Source organism: Paenibacillus artemisiicola (assembly GCF_017652985.1).
In the GTDB taxonomy this organism is placed as follows: domain Bacteria; phylum Bacillota; class Bacilli; order Paenibacillales; family Paenibacillaceae; genus Paenibacillus_Z; species Paenibacillus_Z artemisiicola.
Map to the genome: position 1 here is coordinate 113,365 of NZ_JAGGDJ010000011.1, position 17,835 is coordinate 131,199.

The 17,835-nt window shown below is 63.2% G+C and carries 20 protein-coding genes; 7 read left to right on the forward strand and 13 right to left on the reverse strand.

What is annotated here, in order from left to right; genetic code table 11:
* Positions 1-2: 2 nt before the first annotated feature.
* The 3 genes from I8J29_RS15855 to I8J29_RS15865 all read right to left on the reverse strand — a co-directional run bounded on the left by I8J29_RS15855 (position 3) and on the right by I8J29_RS15865 (position 3,242).
* Complete coding sequence (locus tag I8J29_RS15855; RefSeq protein WP_208848517.1) at positions 3-827, reverse strand: carbohydrate ABC transporter permease; 825 nt, start codon at positions 825-827, stop codon at positions 3-5.
* 16 nt (positions 828-843) lie between these two features.
* Positions 844-1,734: a carbohydrate ABC transporter permease gene (locus tag I8J29_RS15860; RefSeq protein ID WP_090639471.1), complete on the reverse strand. Its 891-nt coding sequence runs from the start codon at positions 1,732-1,734 to the stop codon at positions 844-846.
* 146 nt (positions 1,735-1,880) lie between these two features.
* Positions 1,881-3,242, reverse strand: a complete 1,362-nt coding sequence (locus I8J29_RS15865) for an extracellular solute-binding protein (protein ID WP_208848518.1) — start codon at positions 3,240-3,242, stop codon at positions 1,881-1,883.
* A 271-nt stretch (positions 3,243-3,513) separates the two neighbouring features.
* Between I8J29_RS15865 and I8J29_RS15870 the strand changes: the two genes are divergently transcribed.
* On the forward strand, positions 3,514-4,149 hold the full coding sequence (locus tag I8J29_RS15870) for a fumarylacetoacetate hydrolase family protein (RefSeq protein ID WP_208848519.1): 636 nt from the start codon (positions 3,514-3,516) through the stop codon (positions 4,147-4,149).
* A 175-nt stretch (positions 4,150-4,324) separates the two neighbouring features.
* Here I8J29_RS15870 and I8J29_RS15875 read toward each other — a convergent pair whose 3' ends face one another.
* From I8J29_RS15875 to I8J29_RS15885, 3 genes are all read right to left on the reverse strand, one after another.
* The gene (locus tag I8J29_RS15875) at positions 4,325-4,837 is read right to left on the reverse strand and encodes a hypothetical protein (protein ID WP_208848520.1); all 513 of its coding nucleotides are present in this window, start codon (positions 4,835-4,837) and stop codon (positions 4,325-4,327) included.
* A gap of 145 nt (positions 4,838-4,982) precedes the next feature.
* On the reverse strand, positions 4,983-5,147 hold the full coding sequence (locus I8J29_RS15880; protein WP_177222088.1) for a hypothetical protein: 165 nt from the start codon (positions 5,145-5,147) through the stop codon (positions 4,983-4,985).
* 114 nt (positions 5,148-5,261) lie between these two features.
* Positions 5,262-5,966: a pirin family protein gene (locus I8J29_RS15885; protein ID WP_208848521.1), complete on the reverse strand. Its 705-nt coding sequence runs from the start codon at positions 5,964-5,966 to the stop codon at positions 5,262-5,264.
* A 120-nt stretch (positions 5,967-6,086) separates the two neighbouring features.
* On the opposite strand from I8J29_RS15885, the gene I8J29_RS15890 reads away from it, so the two are divergent.
* Positions 6,087-6,395 (forward strand): hypothetical protein, encoded by a 309-nt coding sequence (locus I8J29_RS15890; protein WP_208848522.1) that lies wholly within the window; start codon positions 6,087-6,089, stop codon positions 6,393-6,395.
* 190 nt (positions 6,396-6,585) lie between these two features.
* On the opposite strand, the gene I8J29_RS15895 is transcribed toward I8J29_RS15890, so the two are convergent.
* Entirely contained in the window at positions 6,586-6,828 is a 243-nt protein-coding gene (locus I8J29_RS15895; RefSeq protein ID WP_090639484.1) for a DUF6953 family protein, read from the reverse strand.
* Between the two features lie 142 nt (positions 6,829-6,970).
* Here I8J29_RS15895 and I8J29_RS15900 point away from each other — a divergent pair, with 142 nt between their 5' ends.
* Positions 6,971-7,915 (forward strand): prohibitin family protein, encoded by a 945-nt coding sequence (locus tag I8J29_RS15900; protein ID WP_208848523.1) that lies wholly within the window; start codon positions 6,971-6,973, stop codon positions 7,913-7,915.
* A 401-nt stretch (positions 7,916-8,316) separates the two neighbouring features.
* Positions 8,317-8,877 carry a MerR family transcriptional regulator gene (locus I8J29_RS15905; protein WP_208848524.1) on the forward strand — a complete coding sequence of 187 codons (561 nt, stop codon included), beginning with the start codon at positions 8,317-8,319 and terminating at the stop codon, positions 8,875-8,877.
* A 219-nt stretch (positions 8,878-9,096) separates the two neighbouring features.
* Here the strand turns inward: I8J29_RS15905 and pdaA are convergent, their stop codons facing one another.
* Entirely contained in the window at positions 9,097-9,891 is a 795-nt protein-coding gene (pdaA, locus tag I8J29_RS15910) for a delta-lactam-biosynthetic de-N-acetylase (protein WP_208848525.1), read from the reverse strand.
* 155 nt (positions 9,892-10,046) lie between these two features.
* On the opposite strand from pdaA, the gene I8J29_RS15915 reads away from it, so the two are divergent.
* A complete protein-coding gene (locus tag I8J29_RS15915; protein WP_208848526.1) occupies positions 10,047-10,631 on the forward strand; it encodes a DUF3238 domain-containing protein in 585 nt (194 codons plus the stop codon).
* Between the two features lie 43 nt (positions 10,632-10,674).
* Positions 10,675-10,890: a hypothetical protein gene (locus I8J29_RS15920; RefSeq protein WP_090639495.1), complete on the forward strand. Its 216-nt coding sequence runs from the start codon at positions 10,675-10,677 to the stop codon at positions 10,888-10,890.
* Positions 10,891-11,175: 285 nt separating this feature from the next.
* Here the strand turns inward: I8J29_RS15920 and I8J29_RS15925 are convergent, their stop codons facing one another.
* Positions 11,176-12,081, reverse strand: a complete 906-nt coding sequence (locus I8J29_RS15925; RefSeq protein WP_208848527.1) for an effector binding domain-containing protein — start codon at positions 12,079-12,081, stop codon at positions 11,176-11,178.
* A 228-nt stretch (positions 12,082-12,309) separates the two neighbouring features.
* Here I8J29_RS15925 and I8J29_RS15930 point away from each other — a divergent pair, with 228 nt between their 5' ends.
* Positions 12,310-12,933 (forward strand): hypothetical protein, encoded by a 624-nt coding sequence (locus I8J29_RS15930; protein WP_240546232.1) that lies wholly within the window; start codon positions 12,310-12,312, stop codon positions 12,931-12,933.
* Positions 12,934-12,978: 45 nt separating this feature from the next.
* Here the strand turns inward: I8J29_RS15930 and I8J29_RS15935 are convergent, their stop codons facing one another.
* The 4 genes from I8J29_RS15935 to I8J29_RS15950 form a co-directional block, all read right to left on the reverse strand.
* Positions 12,979-13,548 (reverse strand): nucleotidyltransferase family protein, encoded by a 570-nt coding sequence (locus I8J29_RS15935; protein WP_208848528.1) that lies wholly within the window; start codon positions 13,546-13,548, stop codon positions 12,979-12,981.
* Between the two features lie 183 nt (positions 13,549-13,731).
* Entirely contained in the window at positions 13,732-14,583 is an 852-nt protein-coding gene (locus I8J29_RS15940) for an aldo/keto reductase (RefSeq protein ID WP_208848529.1), read from the reverse strand.
* Between the two features lie 27 nt (positions 14,584-14,610).
* Positions 14,611-15,690, reverse strand: a complete 1,080-nt coding sequence (locus I8J29_RS15945) for a phosphotransferase (RefSeq protein ID WP_208848530.1) — start codon at positions 15,688-15,690, stop codon at positions 14,611-14,613.
* A 135-nt stretch (positions 15,691-15,825) separates the two neighbouring features.
* Positions 15,826-17,748 (reverse strand): beta-L-arabinofuranosidase domain-containing protein, encoded by a 1,923-nt coding sequence (locus tag I8J29_RS15950; protein ID WP_208848531.1) that lies wholly within the window; start codon positions 17,746-17,748, stop codon positions 15,826-15,828.
* Positions 17,749-17,835: the final 87 nt, after the last annotated feature.

The following is a 17,835-nucleotide window of genomic DNA, read 5'->3' on the forward strand; positions in this document are numbered from 1 at the left end:
CCTTACCCTTTGACCGCGCCGGCGACCATGCCTTTCGTGATCCGTTCGGAAAGGACGAAGTACACGAGCAGTACCGGCAGCGCGCCGAGCACGAGGAATGCGCCGATTGCGCCATAGTTGACGTTGTACTGGCTCACAAAAGTATATATGCCGAACGGGAGAGTTTTCAACTTCTCGGACGAAATGAACGTCGCGGCCATGATGTACTCGTTCCAGATCGTGATGAACGTCAGGATGACGACCGTCATGATCGGCGGAACCGAGATCGGCAGGATGATGCTCCGGAAAATCCGGTACACGTTCGCGCCGTCGATGAACGCCGACTCCTCGATCTCCGCGGGAATGCCGCGCATGAAGCCGCTCAGGATGAAGACCGAGATCGGCGTCGAGAAAGCGATGTACGGCAGGACGAGCGCCCAGCGCGTATCCAGGATGTGCAGGTTCTTAAAGATGACCATCAGCGGCAGCAGCGTCGCCTGCATCGGGATCATCATCCCCATCAGGAAGATGAGCGTGACGAGCGGGCCGTAGCGCCATTTGAACCGCGAGATCGCGTAGGCGACCATGGAGCTGAGCACGATGACGCAGATTAGCGTGACGAGCGTGACGAACACGCTGTTGCCCAGGTATTGCAAGTAGTGACCGCTCTTATAGGCGTCTCTATAGTTAGTCCATTGCGGCGTCGTCGGCAGCGAGAAGAAGCTGGAGCCGAGAATCTGCTCGTTGTTCTTCAGCGAGTACAGAATGAGCCAGAACAACGGATAAATTTGCGTGATCACGAGAATCGCGAATATGGCGTAGACGATTCCTTTGGATAATGCTTTCATGATTGCCGTTCTCCCCTCAGCTGTACTTCGCTTCGACTTTTTTGAACACGAAATTGATGACGACCGTAAAGGCCAGGCACACGAACACGAGGAACGTCGCCAGCGCGCTTCCGTATCCGTATTTCAGGGACAGGAAGGAGCTGTTATACATGTGCGTGGAGATCGTATCCGTCGCGTGCGCAGGTCCGCCGCCCGTCATGACCCAAACGAGGTCGAACTGCTGCAAAGAGCCGATGAAGGCCAGCACGATGGAAATTTTGAAGATCGGCACGGCCATCGGATACGTGATGTACCAGTCGGCCTTGAACCCTTCGGCGCCGTCGATCTTCGCGGCTTCGTACACGTCGGACGGGATGTTTTGCACGCCCGTGAATTGAATGAGCAGGTGATACCCGAAGTATTGCCACAGCGAGACGAAATACAAGCAGTACATCGCGATCTTCGGCTCCGTCAGCCAGCTGTGCGTCCAGCTGTCCAGGCCGATCGTCGTCAGGATGCCGTTCAGCATGCCGCCCATGTCGGCGGGGTTATAGATCGTTTTCCACAATTGACCGATGATGACGGTGGACAGGATGACCGGCACGAAGTAGATCGAAACGAGCGTGTTGCCCCGTTTCACGTAGCGGTTCAGCAAGCCCGCCATGAACAGACAGATCGGAATTTCCGCCATGGAGAACACGGCGTACAGCAAGGTATGGCGGACAGAAGGCCAGAAGTTCGCGTCGTGGGCGAACATCGTTTTAAAGTTGTCCAGCCCGATGAATTTCGCCTTATTGATGCTGTCCCAATCCAGCAGGCTGTCGTAGATCGAAACGAGAATCGGAACGAACACGAGTCCGATGTACACAATCAGGCTCGGCAGGACGAATACTGCGATTGTACGGGCCGGTACTTTTAAAACATTCACTGGGGTTGCCTCCTGATTCTTAGCGGGATTGCGAGAAGCGCGCGGCCGGCCCTGAGGCCGGCACGGCTTCTTCGGTGTCGAAAGGAGATCGGGGCGGAGCCGCCAGAGCCGCTCCACCCGATCCGCCTTCATGGCTTACAAGGTGCTTATTTGTTGGCGTCGTACGCGGATTGGTGCTCGGCCGCGACGGCTGCCGGATCGACTTTCTGCACGAACATGTTTTGGATGCTGCTGAGATGCGCTTGGGCGATGGCCGGTTTCATCGTATTGTCGAACGCGAGGTCGCCGCCTTTGACGTTTTGGAACAGCGCCAGGACGTCCTGCGCCAGCTGCGAGTAGCCCGCCGCTTTGAAGTCCCCGGTGATGATTTGGCCGCTGCCGACCGCGTTCTTCAGCTCGAACTGCTTCTTCGGCATTTCCGTCATGAAGTAGTTCAGGAAATCCTTCGTTTCCTTCAGGTGCTTGCTGTTGGCCGATACCGCGAACGCGGAGCCCGGCGCGAGCATGAATTGGTCCGGATCGCCTTTGCCGCCGACCGTCGGGAATTTGAAGACGCCGACTTTCGGGCCGACCGTGGACGAGTCGATGGCGCCTGTTTCCCACGTGCCCATGACCATCATCGCCGCTTTGCCCGTCTTGAAGAGGTTGCCGCCCGTGTTGTAGTCGATGGACGTCGCGCCGTCTTCGAACGCTTTGGCTTGGATCAGGTCCTGCATCGCGGATACCGCGTCCGTGAACGCCGCGTCCTTGAACGTCTTCTTGCCGTCGAGCACGTCCTGCAGGAAGCCCGGGCCGCCGTTCGTGCGGAGCAGGATGTTCATGAACAGGAACGAGCCGGTCCAGGAGTCCTTCTCGCCGATCGCCATCGGGGTGATGCCTTTCGCCTTCAGCGTCTTCGCGTCGTTCACGAGCTCTTCGAACGTCGTCGGCGTATTCGTGATGCCCGCTTGCGCGAACAGGTCCTTGTTATAGTACACGACTTCGATGTTGTTGCCGTCCGGCAGGGCGTAGATGTTGTTGTCGAAGCTGTAGTAGTCGAGCAGCCCTTTTTGGAACGTGTCCTTCAGGCCGTTTTGGTCCAGCATGTCGTTCAGCGGAGCGAACAGCTTCGCGTCGACGAACGGCTTCATTTGCGCGGCCGGGTTGACGATCGTGATGTCCGGCACTTCCTTGGACGCCGCTTGCGTCTTCAGCTTCAGCTTCTGCTGGTCGGTGTTGAGGGAGTCCAGCTCGATTTTGACGTTCGGATGATCCTTCTGGTATTGGTCGACGATCGCGTGGAGCATTTTGTACGAAGGCGTCGCCGGGTCCGGGTAGATGTTCTGGAACGTAATCGTCACGTTCTTGTCGCCGCTGCTCGCGTTGCCGCCCGCGCCGGTCGAGGTGTTGCCCGCGTTTGTATTGTTCGAGGTGTTGGTTTCGTTCTTGCTTCCGCAAGCCGTCATGCCCATGACCAGCGCTGCCGCGGTCAGTGCGATGGCGGCGGTTTTCGTCGATTTCTTAACCATCTGTTGGTTCCCCCTTGGGTTAATATACGCTTATTATCATGTACCAACCTTTTTTCAACAATGCGCGAAATCAAGGAGTGAGGTTTGCGTTTTCAAGGTCGGGAAGCGGAGAAAAGTGAAGTTTGCCCACCTTCGTGCTATGATGAAGGCAGCTTGGTAAATATGGCCTTCGGACCGCGCGGCCGCCCGAACGCGGCGATCGCCGCAGGCGCGCCGACGACGGACGCGGGCATTCGCAATCGAAACGAACGCCGCAAAGGAGAACGCGAACATGGAAGCAATCCGCAACATTTACTGCGTCGGCCGCAACTACGCGCTGCACGCGAAAGAGCTCGGCAACGACGTGCCGGAGGAGCCGATGATCTTCTCCAAGCCGACGCACGCGCTGCACCCGGCGGCGGGCAAGCTGACGCTGCCCGGCAAGATCGGCGACATTCACCACGAGCTGGAGGTCGTCGTCCGCATCGGCAAGAACTATAAGCCGGGCATGGGCGCCGCCGAGCTCGTGGACGGCATCGCGCTCGGCCTCGACCTGACCGCGCGCGACGTGCAGTCGCAATTGAAGGAGAAGCGCCATCCGTGGCTGCTGGCCAAAGGATTCGTCGGCTCCGCCGTACTCGGGCCGTTCCGGCCGTTCCCCGGCGAGTACGCGTTCGGGACGCTGGCGTTCAGCCTCGTCAAGAACGGCCAAGTCGCGCAGCACGGCTCGCCGTGCGACATGATCTTCTCCCTGCAGCGGCTGATCGACTTCATCGGGCCGCGCCTCGGACTCGGCGCGGGCGACGTGATCTACACCGGCACGCCGGCCGGCGTCGGTCCGCTCGCGGACGGCGACGAGCTGGAGCTGAAGCTGGCGGTCGGCGGCAAGGAAGAGACGTTCGGGCCGCTGTACGTGAACCTCGGCTGAGACGCGAACATACCAGAAGGGCCATCCCGCCGTTATTCGGCAGGATGGCCCTTCTGGTATGTTGCGCCCGCGCGGGGGCCGCTTCTCGACACGGTACAGGAACGTCGCGTCCGCCGCCCCCGGCGGACGCATTACGCCGGTCAGGCGAGGCTCTTGCTTCGTCTCGAGGAATCGCTTACTCGTAGAGTTTGAACGAATCGACGCTGATGGCCTTCACTCTGTCGTCCTTCAGCTCGAATTCCATCGCGAGGCGGTTCGTCTTGTCGAGATAGCCGATCGTGGCCGACGGTCCGCTGCCTCCCCGCTCGTAGTAGCTTTCTCCGTACGCCTTGACGACGTCGGCCTTGGTCGCGCCGAGCTTCAGCCCCTTCCCCGTCGCGGACCGCGGCCCGAGGGAGTAGCCGACGACCTCGTTGTCGACCGACGCGTATTGGTAGTCCTCGTACATGAACAGGAAGCTCCGCCCGCCGTCGTTCAGCGTCCGGATCGGCTTGCCCAGCCGCTTGACGAGCTCCTGCTCGTCGATGCCGAGCGGGACCTGCGCTTGCTCCGCGCCGAGATTCGCCGAAGCTACCTTGTCCGCGAACGCGAGCGGCGTTTCGGTCTTGCTGCAGCCCGCCAACAGAAGGACGACCGCCAGGACCGCGCAGGCAAGCGGCGGCATCCATCGTATGTTCTTGCGTTTCATTCCCCTATCCGCTCCTCGCTTATCGGCCGATCGGCCGTTGCCGCCTACTCCCTTCGCCCCGCCGTCCCGCGAATCCTGCTCCCGAGACGCGCAAAAAGGCACGAACCTGTTACAGTTCGCGCCTTCAAGACCGCTTCGAACCCGATTACGGCTCGCGATTCGCGTCCGGCTGCGCGCCGTTCGGCACGCTCCCGTAAGACTGATACGCCACGAGAACGATCTCCTCCGACGTCTGCTCGCGCAGCTCGCTCTCGAACCGCTGCAGCTGCGCCAGCGCGGCGCGGTCCAGCATGGCCGGCTTGAACTCCATCCGCTTCTCCCCCTCCCGGGTACGCTTCGTTCCCGAATGCGTCGCTTCCCGTCTAACTTCAGTGTTGACGGGACGGGGAGGCGTTATACCGCGCGGAAGCGGAAGGCTTGCCGGTTACGGCAGGTCGATCAGCATGAACCGGGCGTCCGACAGCGCCCGGACGTCCAGCTTGGCGGTATCCGCGATGCGCGCGGAGTCGCTGCGGCCGAGCGGCTCTCCGCCGTTCAGCGAGACGCTGCCCGCGATGACGAAGAGGAACAGTTTGCGGGACGCGTCCCCTTCGTACGCGACGGTGACGCCGGCGTCCGGCTCCGACAGGTAGATCGTCATGTCCTGGTGGATATCGAGCACGGACTCGCCGCGTATCGTATTCGAGACGATCGGCGCAAGCGCGTTCTTCATGCCGTCGCGGTCGTACGCCTTCTGCTCGTAGGACGGCGTCAGCCCTTTGCGCTCCGGCAGGAACCACAGCTGCAGCAGGTTGGCGACCTCCGTCTCGGACGGATTGACCTCCGAGTGCAGGATGCCCGAGCCCGCCGTCATCCGCTGTACTTCGCCGGAACGGATCACGCCGGAGCCGCCGGAATTGTCCTCGTGCTTCACTTCCCCGCTCAGGACGACGGTGACGATCTCCATATCGCGGTGCGGATGCGTGCCGAAGCCGCGCCCCGGCTGGATATAGTCTTCGTTGAAGACGCGCAGCGGGCCGAAATTCACATTCTCCGGATCGTAATAATCCGCGAACGAGAAACTAAAATTAAACTGAAGCCAGCCGAGATCGCCGGAAAAACGGGATGAAGCCGGGTAAACGCTGATCAAGGGATATCCGCTCCTTTTGGTCCCGCGGGACGCAGAAATTTACGCACGAAACGCTCATTAACTTACTTTATGTAAGTATCATAGTGTGCTATAGTTAGGATGTCAAGGAGGGGTAAAATCATGGATCATCTGTATATCCGCCACACTGTCGGCGGCCGCTTGTTCCTCGATTCCAAGAAGCACGGATTGCCTTTCGCCATCGCGCCGGCCGAAGGCCGGGAAGGCTGGACGATCGCGATCGACGTGCCCGACGCGGCGCTCGCCGAGGGCGTCGTCCGTCATCGCGACGAGCTGAACATCTTCTTCGTGCCGGCGGGTTCCACCGACCGGAAGACGTGGTATTTCTCTACGCACGGGGAAGTCGCGTACGACCCCGCCGCCGGCAAGCTCGTCATTCAAGCCGACGGGCGCATCGATTACGACGTGTGACGCGCCGGCTCGGCGGGCGGGCGCGTCTCCCGGGCGCGATCGTCTTCCGGGCACGGTCCGGCAATGCCCGTCTGCTCGGCGCATCGATTACGACGCATGATGCGCCGACGCGGCAGGCGGGAGGGACACCCGAGCGGGAGCGTCTTCCGGGCGTGATCCGGCCGGGATGGATACCCGTCCGCTCGCCCTGCTACGTCCACGCCCAGAAGAACCCGTCCCGTTCCCACGCCGCACGGCCGCCGTGCAGCTTCTTGAACCGCTTCTTCACGTCCTTGTCGATCGAGACGTTGCCGTTCTCGTGCCGGTAGAGGTAGCTATCCCCGTAGCGCGACAGGATATGCGCGACCGCCCGGTCCTGCTCCAGCCTGCCCGACGCTTCCAGCTCCGCCAGCATCCACCGCGCGATTTCCTCCGCCGTTTGCTCTCTTTCCATCCGTTTCGTTCACCTCCGGCGATTTTCCTTTAGTTTACCAAAATTTGTTGCCACTTTCCCGCTCCCGGGGCGTATCTTCTACTACACGCCCGCCCGGCGCCGATAGCCGTGCCGGCAGGGGCTATTCATGGGAGGGGTATCGATGCATGTCGTGGAACCGCAAGTCAACCGGCCGCGTTTTCCGGTTCGCACGGTCGTCTGGACCGTCCTGCTCGCGCTGGCCTTGCTGCTCGTCGTCTTCAATTCGTTCGCGACCGTTCAGTATGGCAACGTGGGGCTGTACAAAACGTTCGGCAAGCTGAACGACAACGTTCTGGCGCCGGGCATCCATCTCAAAATTCCGTTCGTGCAAACCATCATCCAAGTGAACGTGCAGGTAACGAAGGCGGAGACCGACACATCCGCGTCGTCCAAGGACCTGCAGCCCGTCTCGACCCACGTCGCCGTCAACTACTCCGTCGACAAGGAGTCGGCCTACAAGCTGATGAACAACGTCGGCGGCGCGTTCGACAACGTCATCGTGAATCCCGCGATCCAGGAGATCGTCAAGGAAGTGACGGCGCGCTATCCGGCGGAGGACCTCATCGCCAAGCGGGACGTCGTCGCCGCCGAGGTCCGGGACGCGCTGACGAAGCGGCTGGCGCGGTACGACCTGGTCGTAAACGACATTAATATCGTCAATTTCAAGTTCTCCGATGCGTTCAACCAATCGATCGAGGCGAAGCAGGTTGCCCAGCAGCAGGCGCTCAAGGCCGAGAACGACCTGAAGCGCGTGCAGATCGAGGCGCAGCAAAAAGTCGCGCAAGCGCAAGCGGACGCGGAATCGCTCAAGCTGAAGAAGCAGGAAGTAACGCCGGAGCTGATCCAGCTGAAGCAGATCGAAGTGCAGGAGCAGGCCGTGGAGAAGTGGGACGGCCGGCTGCCGAGCGTCACCGGCGGAGCGACGCCGTTCATCGACTTGAACGCGCTCGGCGTCGGCGCGGGCGGCGCGGCCGCTTCGAGCGCGAACGGCGCCGACGAGGAAGGCGCGGCCGCCGATGCCGCGAACGACGCGGCGGCGCGGGAGAGCGGCACGACGCAGCCTTAAGCGTTCGGCGCGACCGTAAGCGCGCCGAGGAAACGGCGCAGCCGCCGTTGCGTTATGCGAGGTGCGGCGCGATCGAGACGCGCAACGCATGATGCGGCGGCGGCGCCGAATAACGGCATGGCGCGCAGCCTGAAGCGCGGCGCACGCGGGAACGGGCAGCAAGTCCTACGGGGCTTGCTGCCCGTTCGGCGTTGACGCGGCCGCCCGGCGCCGGGATCGCCCGAATGACCGAAAATCCGCCCCAAGCCGCATGGCAGGCGGTCCGAAGTGCCGAGGATTCGCGCAAAACCACTTTGTTTAGCGAATGCGCACTACCTTTGTCACCCTTGCAGGGACGCGGCGTTCGTCTCGCGAATACCCTTAGCAATCCAACGGAAGCGGAGTGATGAGGATTGAGTCTCGTGAAGAGCAAAGACGCTGCTGTCACGCTGAACGTCAGTCAAACGACGGTAAAACGCTGGGCCTCCTACTACCCGACGGTATTTCGCAAAGACCAGTTCGGACATTATATTTTCAACGACCAAGACCTGGCGCTGCTCGGCTTCATCAAGGCCGCGATCGAGCGCGGCGAAACGATGGAACAGATCCAGCTGCCGATGCCCGCGGGCGCGCCCGCGGCGGAAGCGGATCAGCAGCCGCGGCTGCTCGAAGCGTTCCTCGAGACGGCCGCCAGCTCCGCGCTGCTGCAAACCGCCGAGAACGACGTGCTGACCCGGATTCTCCAGATGGAGCGCCGCCTGGACCAGAAGGCCGACGAGGTCGTCAACGCGCAGATCCGCCAGCATCGCGAAGAACTGGAGGAGCTGCGCCGCATGGTCGAGCAGCTGGCCGCCTCGGTCGAGCAGACGCGCCAGCCGACGCCCGCGGAGGAGCTGCGCCGCGGCGCAGCGGAGACGAAGCCGACGGTCCATGCGCCCGCCCGCAAGCGGGGCTTGTTCAAGTCGATGTTCATGTGGTTTTGAGGCAGGCCGATGCCGGCAGGCCTGGATCGCCGAAAGCCCTGACCCTTGCCGGGGGCCGGGGCTTTCGCGCGTCCGGGCATGGAGCGGAGCCGCTCGGTCCCGTTGATGCGTCTCCGTTAAGAATTCCGGCCGCCCCGCCATGGAAGCCTCCCGCCACGTCGAATAGCCCCCGTCCCCGCGTCGGCCGCGGTTCCGGAGGCTTCCTATTCGACTTGCTTGTCAATACGTCTTGCTCGCCAGCTCGGTGAGCGGCTTGAACGTATATCCTTTCTCGCGCGCGGCGTCGATGATGCGCCCGAGCGCGTCGGCGTTGTCCTTGGACACCGCATGCAGCAGAATCACGGCGCCGGGGTGCAGCTGCGCCATTACGTTGTCGTAGGCATACTTCCAGCCGCGCTGCGCGCTCGGCTCCCAATCGCGGTACGCGACCGACCAGAAGACGCTCGTATAGCCCTGCTCCTTGCTGACCGCAAGCACCCGGTCGTTGAAGATCCCCCGCGGCGGACGCAGGAACGTCATCTCCTTCTGATCCGTCAGCTCGGCGACCGCGTTCTTCACCTTCGCCAGCTCCGCGCCGATCTGACTGCTCGAAATCACGCTCATGTCGGGATGGCTCCACGAATGGTTGCCGACGAGATGCCCTTCCGCGACCATGCGTTTGACGAGCTCCGGCTTATCCTTCACGTAATGCCCCGTGACGAAGAAGATCGCGGGCACGCCTTTGGCCTTCAGCACGTCCAGGATGCCCGGCGTGTAGCCGTTCTCGTAGCCGTTGTCGAAGGTCAGGTACAGCTCGCGCTGCGTCGTGTCCCCGAGGAAGATCGCCCCGTGCTGTTGCAGAATGCTTTGAAACCCTTCCTCCTTAATAGACGGCAGGGCGCCGCCGACGCTCTTCTTGAAGCCGAAATGAAACGGCCCGCTGCCCGGCGCCGCGGACGCCTGCCGCAGGTAGGCAAACCCCGAGGCGATGAGCAGCGCCAGCAAAATGATGATCCATTCTCGACGTTTAATCATAGTCTCCACCACTTTCCCAGGTTGAACGATGTTTCCATAAACGTACTATGCCTCGAGCCGAGGGAAATTATGTGAAGCCGCGAACGGGAAGCGGGTGCGCGGAGGCTTGTGCTACAATAGAACCGACAACCAAGCGCAAAGGAGGCGGAATCGCGGTGGCGACGATCGTCAAAATCAGGGCCGGCGTCTTCGTCGGCGGCGTGCACTGGCTGCCCGCCGTGCGGGATCCGGAGACCGGCCTCGCGTACGAGGAAGCCGGGGACGCGCGGGAATCCACGCCGCATGCGGCCCATGCCGGCCGCTCGCGCGCCGAGCAGGAAGTCGTCGTGGATTTCGCGAAGCGCAAGCTGTTCCGGTTCGCGGATACCGGCGAGACGATTATCCGGGAGACCGGCGCGGACGGCGTATCGGTCAAGCGGCAGGCCAAGCCGTCCGCGGACGGCATCGTCGCGGAGGACGAATCCTGGGAAGCGGCGGCGGTCTCGTTCACGATGCGGGCGAGCATCGGGAACCCGCTTCGGCCGGACGCGCCGGCCGCGGGATACGCGGTGCGGGTGACCGTGCGCGGCGAGGACGGCGCCGTCGAGCTTCGCGGCGGCCATGACGGCTTTCCGTGCTATGAGTTTTATAAGCAAGTGGATTTTGGCGAATTCGAGCTGCTGCATCTCCACGATTACCGCGAGGCCGGGACGGCGGCGCCCACGGGCGGCACGGCGGTTCGCGTCGAGCGCAGCCTGTAAAGGACAAGCCGAGGACACGGCTTAACGGAAAGGAGCATGAGGAATGGCATTATACCGGCGGCTCGTATCGGACGAGGATTTTACGGAGGCCATGGAGCGGCAGTTTCGGCTGCGCGTCTATAAGGACGACCATATCGTCGACTCCGGCGGCATTATTATCCGGTTCGACGACCAACTCGTCGTCAGCCAATCCAGCGTCAGCGACGTGACGTACCACGATCGCGCGGCCTGCGAGTTTTTTGAAATTCGCCGGCGCTGAGCGGCGCGGAGAAGTCTGCGCGGAGAAAGCGTCGCAAGAAGGCGGGGCGGCAAGTAAGCCTCGACGCCCCTTGCTTCAAGCAGCGGCAGCCGAAGGCAATAGCATCAGACGCGAAGAGCGCTGCTGCCTCTGGCAATGAGCCGGGCGCGAAGCAGGCCGAGCAAGCAAAAAGGATGCCCTCCCGACGGGGAAGGCATCCTTTTTGCCGTTCGCGGCGCGAGCTTGCGGCCGCTGCTTATCGCAACGGCCGCGGCAGCCGCACGCAGCGCATCGACAGGCGGCGCATTACGCGCTTTTGCGCTTGACCGGCACGTAGATGTCCATCTCCCACAGCTCGTTGCCCGGGCCGCAGCGCTCGTCGTAGAGCTCGAACTCCGGCTTGCCCGCGTGCTCGTAGCCGGAATGCGGGAACCACTCGGTGAAGATCGCGTTCCACGTGTTTTGGATGGAAGGCGAGAACTCCTGCTCCGGCACTTTCGGCGTGGTGAAGACCGCGTACTCCGCTTCGCCGAACTCGCGGCACACCAGACCCTCCGGCACGTTGTCGAAGTCCGTGGCTTCCATGCCGATCAAGTACAGGAACGTCCCCTCCTCCATGTTGAAGCCGTGGCAGATCCCGAGCTCCACGGGGCTGCCTTCGTGAACGCGGTTCGGAATCTTATGTCCCCAGCCATTGCGAAGATACTCCTGCCAAAAGGCCGGAATCTGTTTCAGGTTCTCCCCGTCGTTGGTCGTTTGCAGCTCGTAGCCGATCACCTTGAATGCCGGTTTCGTGACGATCCGATACTCCATGTGAATGCCTCCCAAATATGGATTGGTGTTGCGCTGCAGCACGTCCAGCTTCCCGTACGCCGGCGGCCGGATGCCGCTCTTGCGGTACTCGGCCGGCGTCATGTCGAACATCCGCTTGAAGGCGCGGGTGAACGTCTCGTGATTTTGAAAACCGTGCGCGAGCGCGATATCGAGGAGCCGTTCGTCCGTATGGGCGACCGCATAGGCGGAGCGCGCCAGCCGCCGCTTGCGCACGTATTCCATCACCGTCTCGCCGGCCATAACCAGGAAGACGCGGTGAAAATGAAAATCCGAGATCCGGGCCACCGCCGCGATCCGCGACAAGGACAGCTCCTCGTCCAAGTGCGTCTCGATGTGGTCGATGGTCGCTTGAATCTGCCGCAGGTAGTCTGTTCTCATCCGAATGTCCGGCTCCTCTCTTCTTCGGTTCTCATTGTATCGCGGCCCGCCGTGCGGATTCTTGATGATTCTTGCCGTCTTGCGCCGCCAAATAACCCGGAGGGGCGGCTGCCCGGCATGCCTCCCCTTGCCGGCCATTCGCCCTATCAACTTCAACGATCCCTGCATCTATTACTACTAGCATAGATTTCAGGTAGATGAAGAGATGATAGAAAGCAGGGATATCCGATGACGATCGCCAAACCTACCGGGCCGCGCAAGCCCCAGAAGAACGCCTCCGCGCGAAGCCGGACGGCGCAGCGCGGCGAAGCGGCCGGGAAGCGCGCGCGCAATGCCTTCGCGGCGGCCGGCAAACCGTCGGCCTGCGCGACCGCTTGCAGAATGCGGTGCAAGCCGCTGCCCGTCGTCCGCCGCCCGCCGCGGCCGCGCAGATTCATGAAGCGCGCGCGAACGGTCTTAACGACCGGGATTCTCCGCCGCCATCCCGGCACGACGTACGCGCTCGTCGACTTCGTCAACCTGAGCGCAAGGGTCGCGCGCTGCATGACGGTGCAAATCTTCGACTGGTCGAGCGGTCTTCCGGTCGCCCTGAACATAACGCCGTGCGACGCGAAGAAGTGCAACGTATCGCTTGCGCCCGGTACGTCCAACTTCGTCTACGCGGATATCTCCTCCGTGCAATTCAAGTACGAGGTCCGCGTCGCGAAGCCGGCCCGCAACCGCAACGTCGTCCTGAACGTCTGGGGCCTCAGCTCGGAACCGCTGATCCCGCAGTTCGGCAACAACGTGCTGCAGCACCAGCTGTTCCGCATCAAGGCGGGCAGCCTCAACGCCGGCTGCTTCTGCCCGTAACGCGGGCGGAAGCAGCCAGCGGCGCGCTGGGAGAAGACTTCCCGGTCAGTCCCGAATCGGCCGCACGCGAATCTTCGGCCATAGGCGGGACCAATCCTTGCTCGCGAGACGCCTCTCGTAGATGGCCGCCAGCTCGGGACGCGACCGGAAATGCGGCGTCGGCCGCACGATCATCCGGACGGCGTCGCCGATGCCGCAGGGTGCCGTCAGCCGGACCCGGTCGTCCGCGTCCAGCGCGAATCCGAGCGCCGTCGCCGTCTCGGGGAATTTGCCGATGGCGTCGACGGACGACGCATACGGCGGACCGCCGTTCAGGACGTGCATGCGCGCTTCGTTCTTGACGGACCACGGCACGCCGGGCATCCGGTCGCGCAGCTTGCGTTCCAGCGCCTTTTCGACGCCTTCGTCCAAGCAGCCGGCATCGTAATAGACCACGTCCACGTCGGCGAGCGGCGTCCGCTCGGCATAGCCGTGAAGCGCGTCCCAGACGAGGGAACGGACGAAGCCGGCGCAGATCCACCAATCGGGCAGCTCCAGCGTCCGCGCGGCGCGCAGCGCCTCCATCCGCCATGCATCCGATTCGACCAGACGGATGATGTCGCGTTCCGTCAGCATGCGCGATACCCCCTCTATAAATACGAACGTATATTCCCATTATACCGGATTGCCGACTATTTTCAACCGTTTTCTCCCAACGCAAAGACCCCGGCTCCCATCCCGAAAGATAGGGCCGGAGTCTCTGAACGGCCACGGCGACGGGGAATGCGGACTCCTGCCAAGCCGGGCAGGGCAGCCCGCCTACGCCTTGACCGGGAACGCCGCTTCGATGCGCGCCAGATCCTCGCCGTCCAGCTCCCAGCCGATGGCGCGGATGTTATCTTCGATGTGGGCGCGGCTCGCGGCTTTCGGTATCGTCACGAGCCGTTCCGGCCGGAGCACCCAGTTCAGCGCCACTTGGTAGACGGTTTTGCCGTGCTTGGCGCCGATGGCGTCCAAGAGCCGGCGCTGCTCCGTGCCGGGCTCCGGGAAGCCCTGCCCGCCGAACACCTGCGGCGCGTACCCGAACGGCGAATAGCCCATCACGGTGATCCCGTTCGCCTCGCAATACGGCAAAATCCCGCGCTCGATGCTCCGGTCGTTCAGATGGTACGGCACCTGGTTGCACGCGAGCGGCACGTCGCCGAGCCCGCGCTGCGCCTCTTCCATGAGCGCGGCCGAGAAATTGCTGACGCCGATATGCTTGACCATGCCGCGCTTGACCAGCTCGGCCATCGCCGACATCGTCTCGGCGACCTCGTGCCGGTCGCTCGGCCAATGCTGCAGCAGCAAGTCGATATGGCTCGTGCCGAGCCGCTCGAGGCTCGATTCCGCCGCCTGCAGCACGCCCTCGTACGAACAGTTGCGCGCCGCGACCTTCGTCACGAGAAACACCCGGTCGCGCACGTCGCCGATCGCCCGGCCGACGACCCGCTCGGAGCCGCCGCTCGCATAATCCTCGGCCGTATCGACCAGCGTCAGCCCCTGCTCGATGCCGAAGCGCAGCGCCTCGATCTCTTCCCGCTCCCGCTGCGGATCCTCGCCGAATTTCCACGTGCCTTGCCCGATGGCCGGAATGTCGATTCCGGTCTTGCCCAGTTTGCGCTGCAGCATATGATTCCTCCTCATCCTTGTTCACGATTAAACGATCGTCTTCGCGTCCGGTCCGTCCTGCTCGCTGCCGAAAGCCTCCAGCCATTGCGCCAGCGCGTCGATCCGTTCCGCATGCCGTACGACGGCTTCCAGCGTCGCGACCGCTTGTTCCGTCCCGATTCGGCGTTCGTCCGCGGCAGCGGTCCCGATGCCGACGGAGCGTTCCAGGTTGTAGGCGAGCCAGTCCAGCTTGCCCAAGAAGCCATGCTCCAGAACGGGACGCCATTCGGCGTGCCGCGGCAGTCCCCCGCCCCCGGCATACCCGGACAGAAACGCCCCCAGCTTGTCCCGGTCGATCGAGCCGGCTGCGTCTTCGGCCCAGTACAGCGCCGTCTCCGCCGTATCCAGCAGCGGGTGAATAAGTCCGGCTGCCTCCCAGTCGATAAGAACCGGGCGTCCTTGATGCCACATCACGTTCTTGGGATCCAAATCCCGATGACTGACGACCGCTTCCGATGCGAGCGCCGCGGCGGACCGGTTCGCCAGCGCTTCCCACGCGTACAATCGTTCCGCCAGTTCCTGAAGCCGCGGAGCCCACGCGCATCCGCCGTCCAGGCCTTTCGCCAGCAGGCCCAGCCAATCGGCAGGCGCGGGCGGCTCGACGGGCGCCTGTTCGCCGGGCAGATCGAATCCCGACACGTCCATCCGGTGAATCTCGGCCAAAATACCGCCGATGCGCGCGCAATGGCCTTCATCGATTTCGCTTGGCGAATAAGCCCTGCCTTCGACCCGGTCGAAAACCATGTACCATTGCCCTTGAACGTCATGAAGCACGCTTCCGCCGAACGATTTGGCCGCCAGTGCGGGAATGCGCGCCGCCATGCGCGCCGCGATTCGTTCCGACCGCAAGAAATTCGCCATCGCGGACGGCCGGCTCATCACGCCGGGGTTCAGCGCCTTGACCGCGTAATTGCCGCTCGCGGTCGTCAGCGCGAACATGCGATGCAGCAGACCTCCGGATAATTCCGCCGGGTTCTCGGCGAGCGGGCCGAGTCCCAGCCGCTTGCACAGCTTCGCGATTTGCAGATGGTACCGGTTGTCGCTCATGGCTTCTCCTTGGCGGGACAAGATTAATTCCTCCCCCCTATCGTACCATTAATTGGGATTGAAGGAAGTGCTTTTTTACCCGTTCGGACCGACCCGCTATAAAACAAACCGCACGGGGCCTTAGCCGCCGTGCGGTTTTCGTGTGCATACGCCGAATCAGCCCTCGCCTTGCCCGAGCTTCCGCTTCCACGCCTTCTCCCGCTCCCCGACGAGCGGGAATTCGCCGATGCGCAGACGGGCGCTGCCGTACGGCACGAGCGTCAGCTCCTCCGTCTCCTGCCCCTCGACGTCCGGGTAGATCGGCGGCGTGCCGGCATTGTTGCCCTCCATTTTCCAGCCGCGCACGAGCTTGCCGGACGCCTTGAGCTTCACCGGCGCCTGCTCCGCGTCGAACGGCTGGTACGGCACGTCGCTCTCCTGCACGGCGAAGCCGCCGTCCGCGAGCAGGCCGTATTTCCAGGCGGAGCCCGGGTAGAGCTCCCAATCGTGGAACCGTTCGCGCTTTGTCAGCCGCTGCCAGTTCTCCCGGATCGGCAGCGCGTAGACGAGCGGGCCGCGCTCGACGCTGACCGCGTACAAGTTGCGGGAGACCGTCTTCACGGCCATCGGGAGCGTCAGCGTCAAGCGGTCGCCATTGCTCCACGCGCGCTCGACCTTGGCGTACCCGTTCACGACGTTAAGCGCCGCCAGGGCGCCGTTAATCGTCAGCTGCGGCGCTTCGCACCAGCCCGGGATGCGGAGCGAGAGGGCGAACGTCTCGCTGTCCCGGTCGAGCCCGATGGCCATCGTCACCGCGTCGCGGAACGGATACGCCCCGCCGACGGCGATCGTCGCGGACGCGCCGCCGCCGACCTCGGCCGTCACTTCGCACGGCGCGTAGGACACCGCGGCCAAGCCGCCGCGGCCGTCGCCCATCCACAGATGCGAGGCGAATTTGGGCCAGCCCTGGTGCATGTTCGCCGTGCAGCAGCCGAAGTTCGGCTGCAGCCCGAACAGGTTCGCGTCCGGCCCGTTGCTCCAATTGCGCGACGCGACGTTGCAGAGGATCTGGTTGACCTGCTGGTCGTACTGGTGCGAGCCCCAGTCCTTGGCGATCGTGGCCGGCAGCGCGTTGAAGGCGACCTTCTCCAAGATATCCCCGAAGCGCCCTTCGCCGAACACCCGGGTCAGCTGTTCCATGGAGAACATGTACTCGACGACCGCGCACAGCTCGACGCCTTGGCTCGGGCTCGTCCCGGACAGCCATTCGTCCCCGGAAAACATGCCGTGCGCCTGGCCGTGATACGTCATCAGGCTGTCGATGCCGCGGTGCACCGCGTCCCGCTCGACGTCCTCGCCGCTCAATTCGTAACGGACGCCCGGCGCCTTGATGCCCATCGCCACGTTGACGACGTGCGTGGTCCAGTCCCATTCCTCGACTTTGCGCCAATACGGGAAGTCGTGGAACACGTCCGTCCAGTCCGTTGTCTGCTCGGCCACGATGCCGGCCAGCGCCAGCAAGGCATCGTCGCCCGTCCTGCGGTGCAGCCAGAGGATGCTCAGCACGAGCTCCGCGCCGCGTGCCTTCGCCCAGCCCTGCAGCGGATGCCCTTCGATCGAACGGGCCAGGTAGCCGAAAAATTTCGTCAGGAACGGCTCGACCCGCGGATCGTCCGTCGCTTCCCCGTACTGCGTGAACACTTTCAGCATGATCATGTAATGCCACCAATCCTGCTGCTTGTTCAGGTCGTTGTTCACCGTCTGGATCGGTCCCGCCGGACCGAAATTGCCGTCCTCGCGCTGGCTGGCCAGCGACCATTCGATCCAGCGCTGCGCCTTCGCGATCAGCCGTTCGTCGCCGAGCGCGTACGCGAGCGGCAGCAGGCCGTCCAGATAATACGGTCCCCGCTCCCAGCTCTCGCCCGTCCCGCCGATCCAGCCGTTGTCCGGCCCCACGTCGGCCCAGTGCTCCTCCAGATGGCCCGTCAGGCCGTCGGCCTGAATCCGCAGCTGGTCGCGCAGCCAGCCGGCCGGCTTGACCGCGCCGAGCGGCAGCTCCCGGAACGCCGCCTTGGCCTGCTTGTTCGTCGTCGTTTGCATATCGGTTCACGTCTCCCTTGCGCCTCGCGATTTGCCTTGCCCATGCCCCGAATATAGCACGCGAAGGCCGCTTGGACCGATAGCCGA

What these genes read in the sequence shown, in the direction of transcription:
- pdaA (WP_208848525.1), bottom strand. Translation starts at nt 9,891, where the DNA reads ATGATTAAACGTCGAGAATGGATCATCATTTTGCTGGCGCTGCTCATC.
- I8J29_RS15920 (WP_090639495.1), top strand. Translation starts at nt 10,675, where the DNA reads ATGGCATTATACCGGCGGCTCGTATCGGACGAGGATTTTACGGAGGCC.
- I8J29_RS15930 (WP_240546232.1), top strand. Translation starts at nt 12,310, where the DNA reads ATGACGATCGCCAAACCTACCGGGCCGCGCAAGCCCCAGAAGAACGCC.
- I8J29_RS15865 (WP_208848518.1), bottom strand. Translation starts at nt 3,242, where the DNA reads ATGGTTAAGAAATCGACGAAAACCGCCGCCATCGCACTGACCGCGGCA.
- I8J29_RS15895 (WP_090639484.1), bottom strand. Translation starts at nt 6,828, where the DNA reads ATGGAAAGAGAGCAAACGGCGGAGGAAATCGCGCGGTGGATGCTGGCG.
- I8J29_RS15940 (WP_208848529.1), bottom strand. Translation starts at nt 14,583, where the DNA reads ATGCTGCAGCGCAAACTGGGCAAGACCGGAATCGACATTCCGGCCATC.
- I8J29_RS15925 (WP_208848527.1), bottom strand. Translation starts at nt 12,081, where the DNA reads ATGAGAACAGACTACCTGCGGCAGATTCAAGCGACCATCGACCACATC.
- I8J29_RS15880 (WP_177222088.1), bottom strand. Translation starts at nt 5,147, where the DNA reads ATGGAGTTCAAGCCGGCCATGCTGGACCGCGCCGCGCTGGCGCAGCTG.
- I8J29_RS15950 (WP_208848531.1), bottom strand. Translation starts at nt 17,748, where the DNA reads ATGCAAACGACGACGAACAAGCAGGCCAAGGCGGCGTTCCGGGAGCTG.
- I8J29_RS15900 (WP_208848523.1), top strand. Translation starts at nt 6,971, where the DNA reads ATGCATGTCGTGGAACCGCAAGTCAACCGGCCGCGTTTTCCGGTTCGC.
- I8J29_RS15870 (WP_208848519.1), top strand. Translation starts at nt 3,514, where the DNA reads ATGGAAGCAATCCGCAACATTTACTGCGTCGGCCGCAACTACGCGCTG.
- I8J29_RS15890 (WP_208848522.1), top strand. Translation starts at nt 6,087, where the DNA reads ATGGATCATCTGTATATCCGCCACACTGTCGGCGGCCGCTTGTTCCTC.
- I8J29_RS15855 (WP_208848517.1), bottom strand. Translation starts at nt 827, where the DNA reads ATGAAAGCATTATCCAAAGGAATCGTCTACGCCATATTCGCGATTCTC.
- I8J29_RS15875 (WP_208848520.1), bottom strand. Translation starts at nt 4,837, where the DNA reads ATGAAACGCAAGAACATACGATGGATGCCGCCGCTTGCCTGCGCGGTC.
- I8J29_RS15935 (WP_208848528.1), bottom strand. Translation starts at nt 13,548, where the DNA reads ATGCTGACGGAACGCGACATCATCCGTCTGGTCGAATCGGATGCATGG.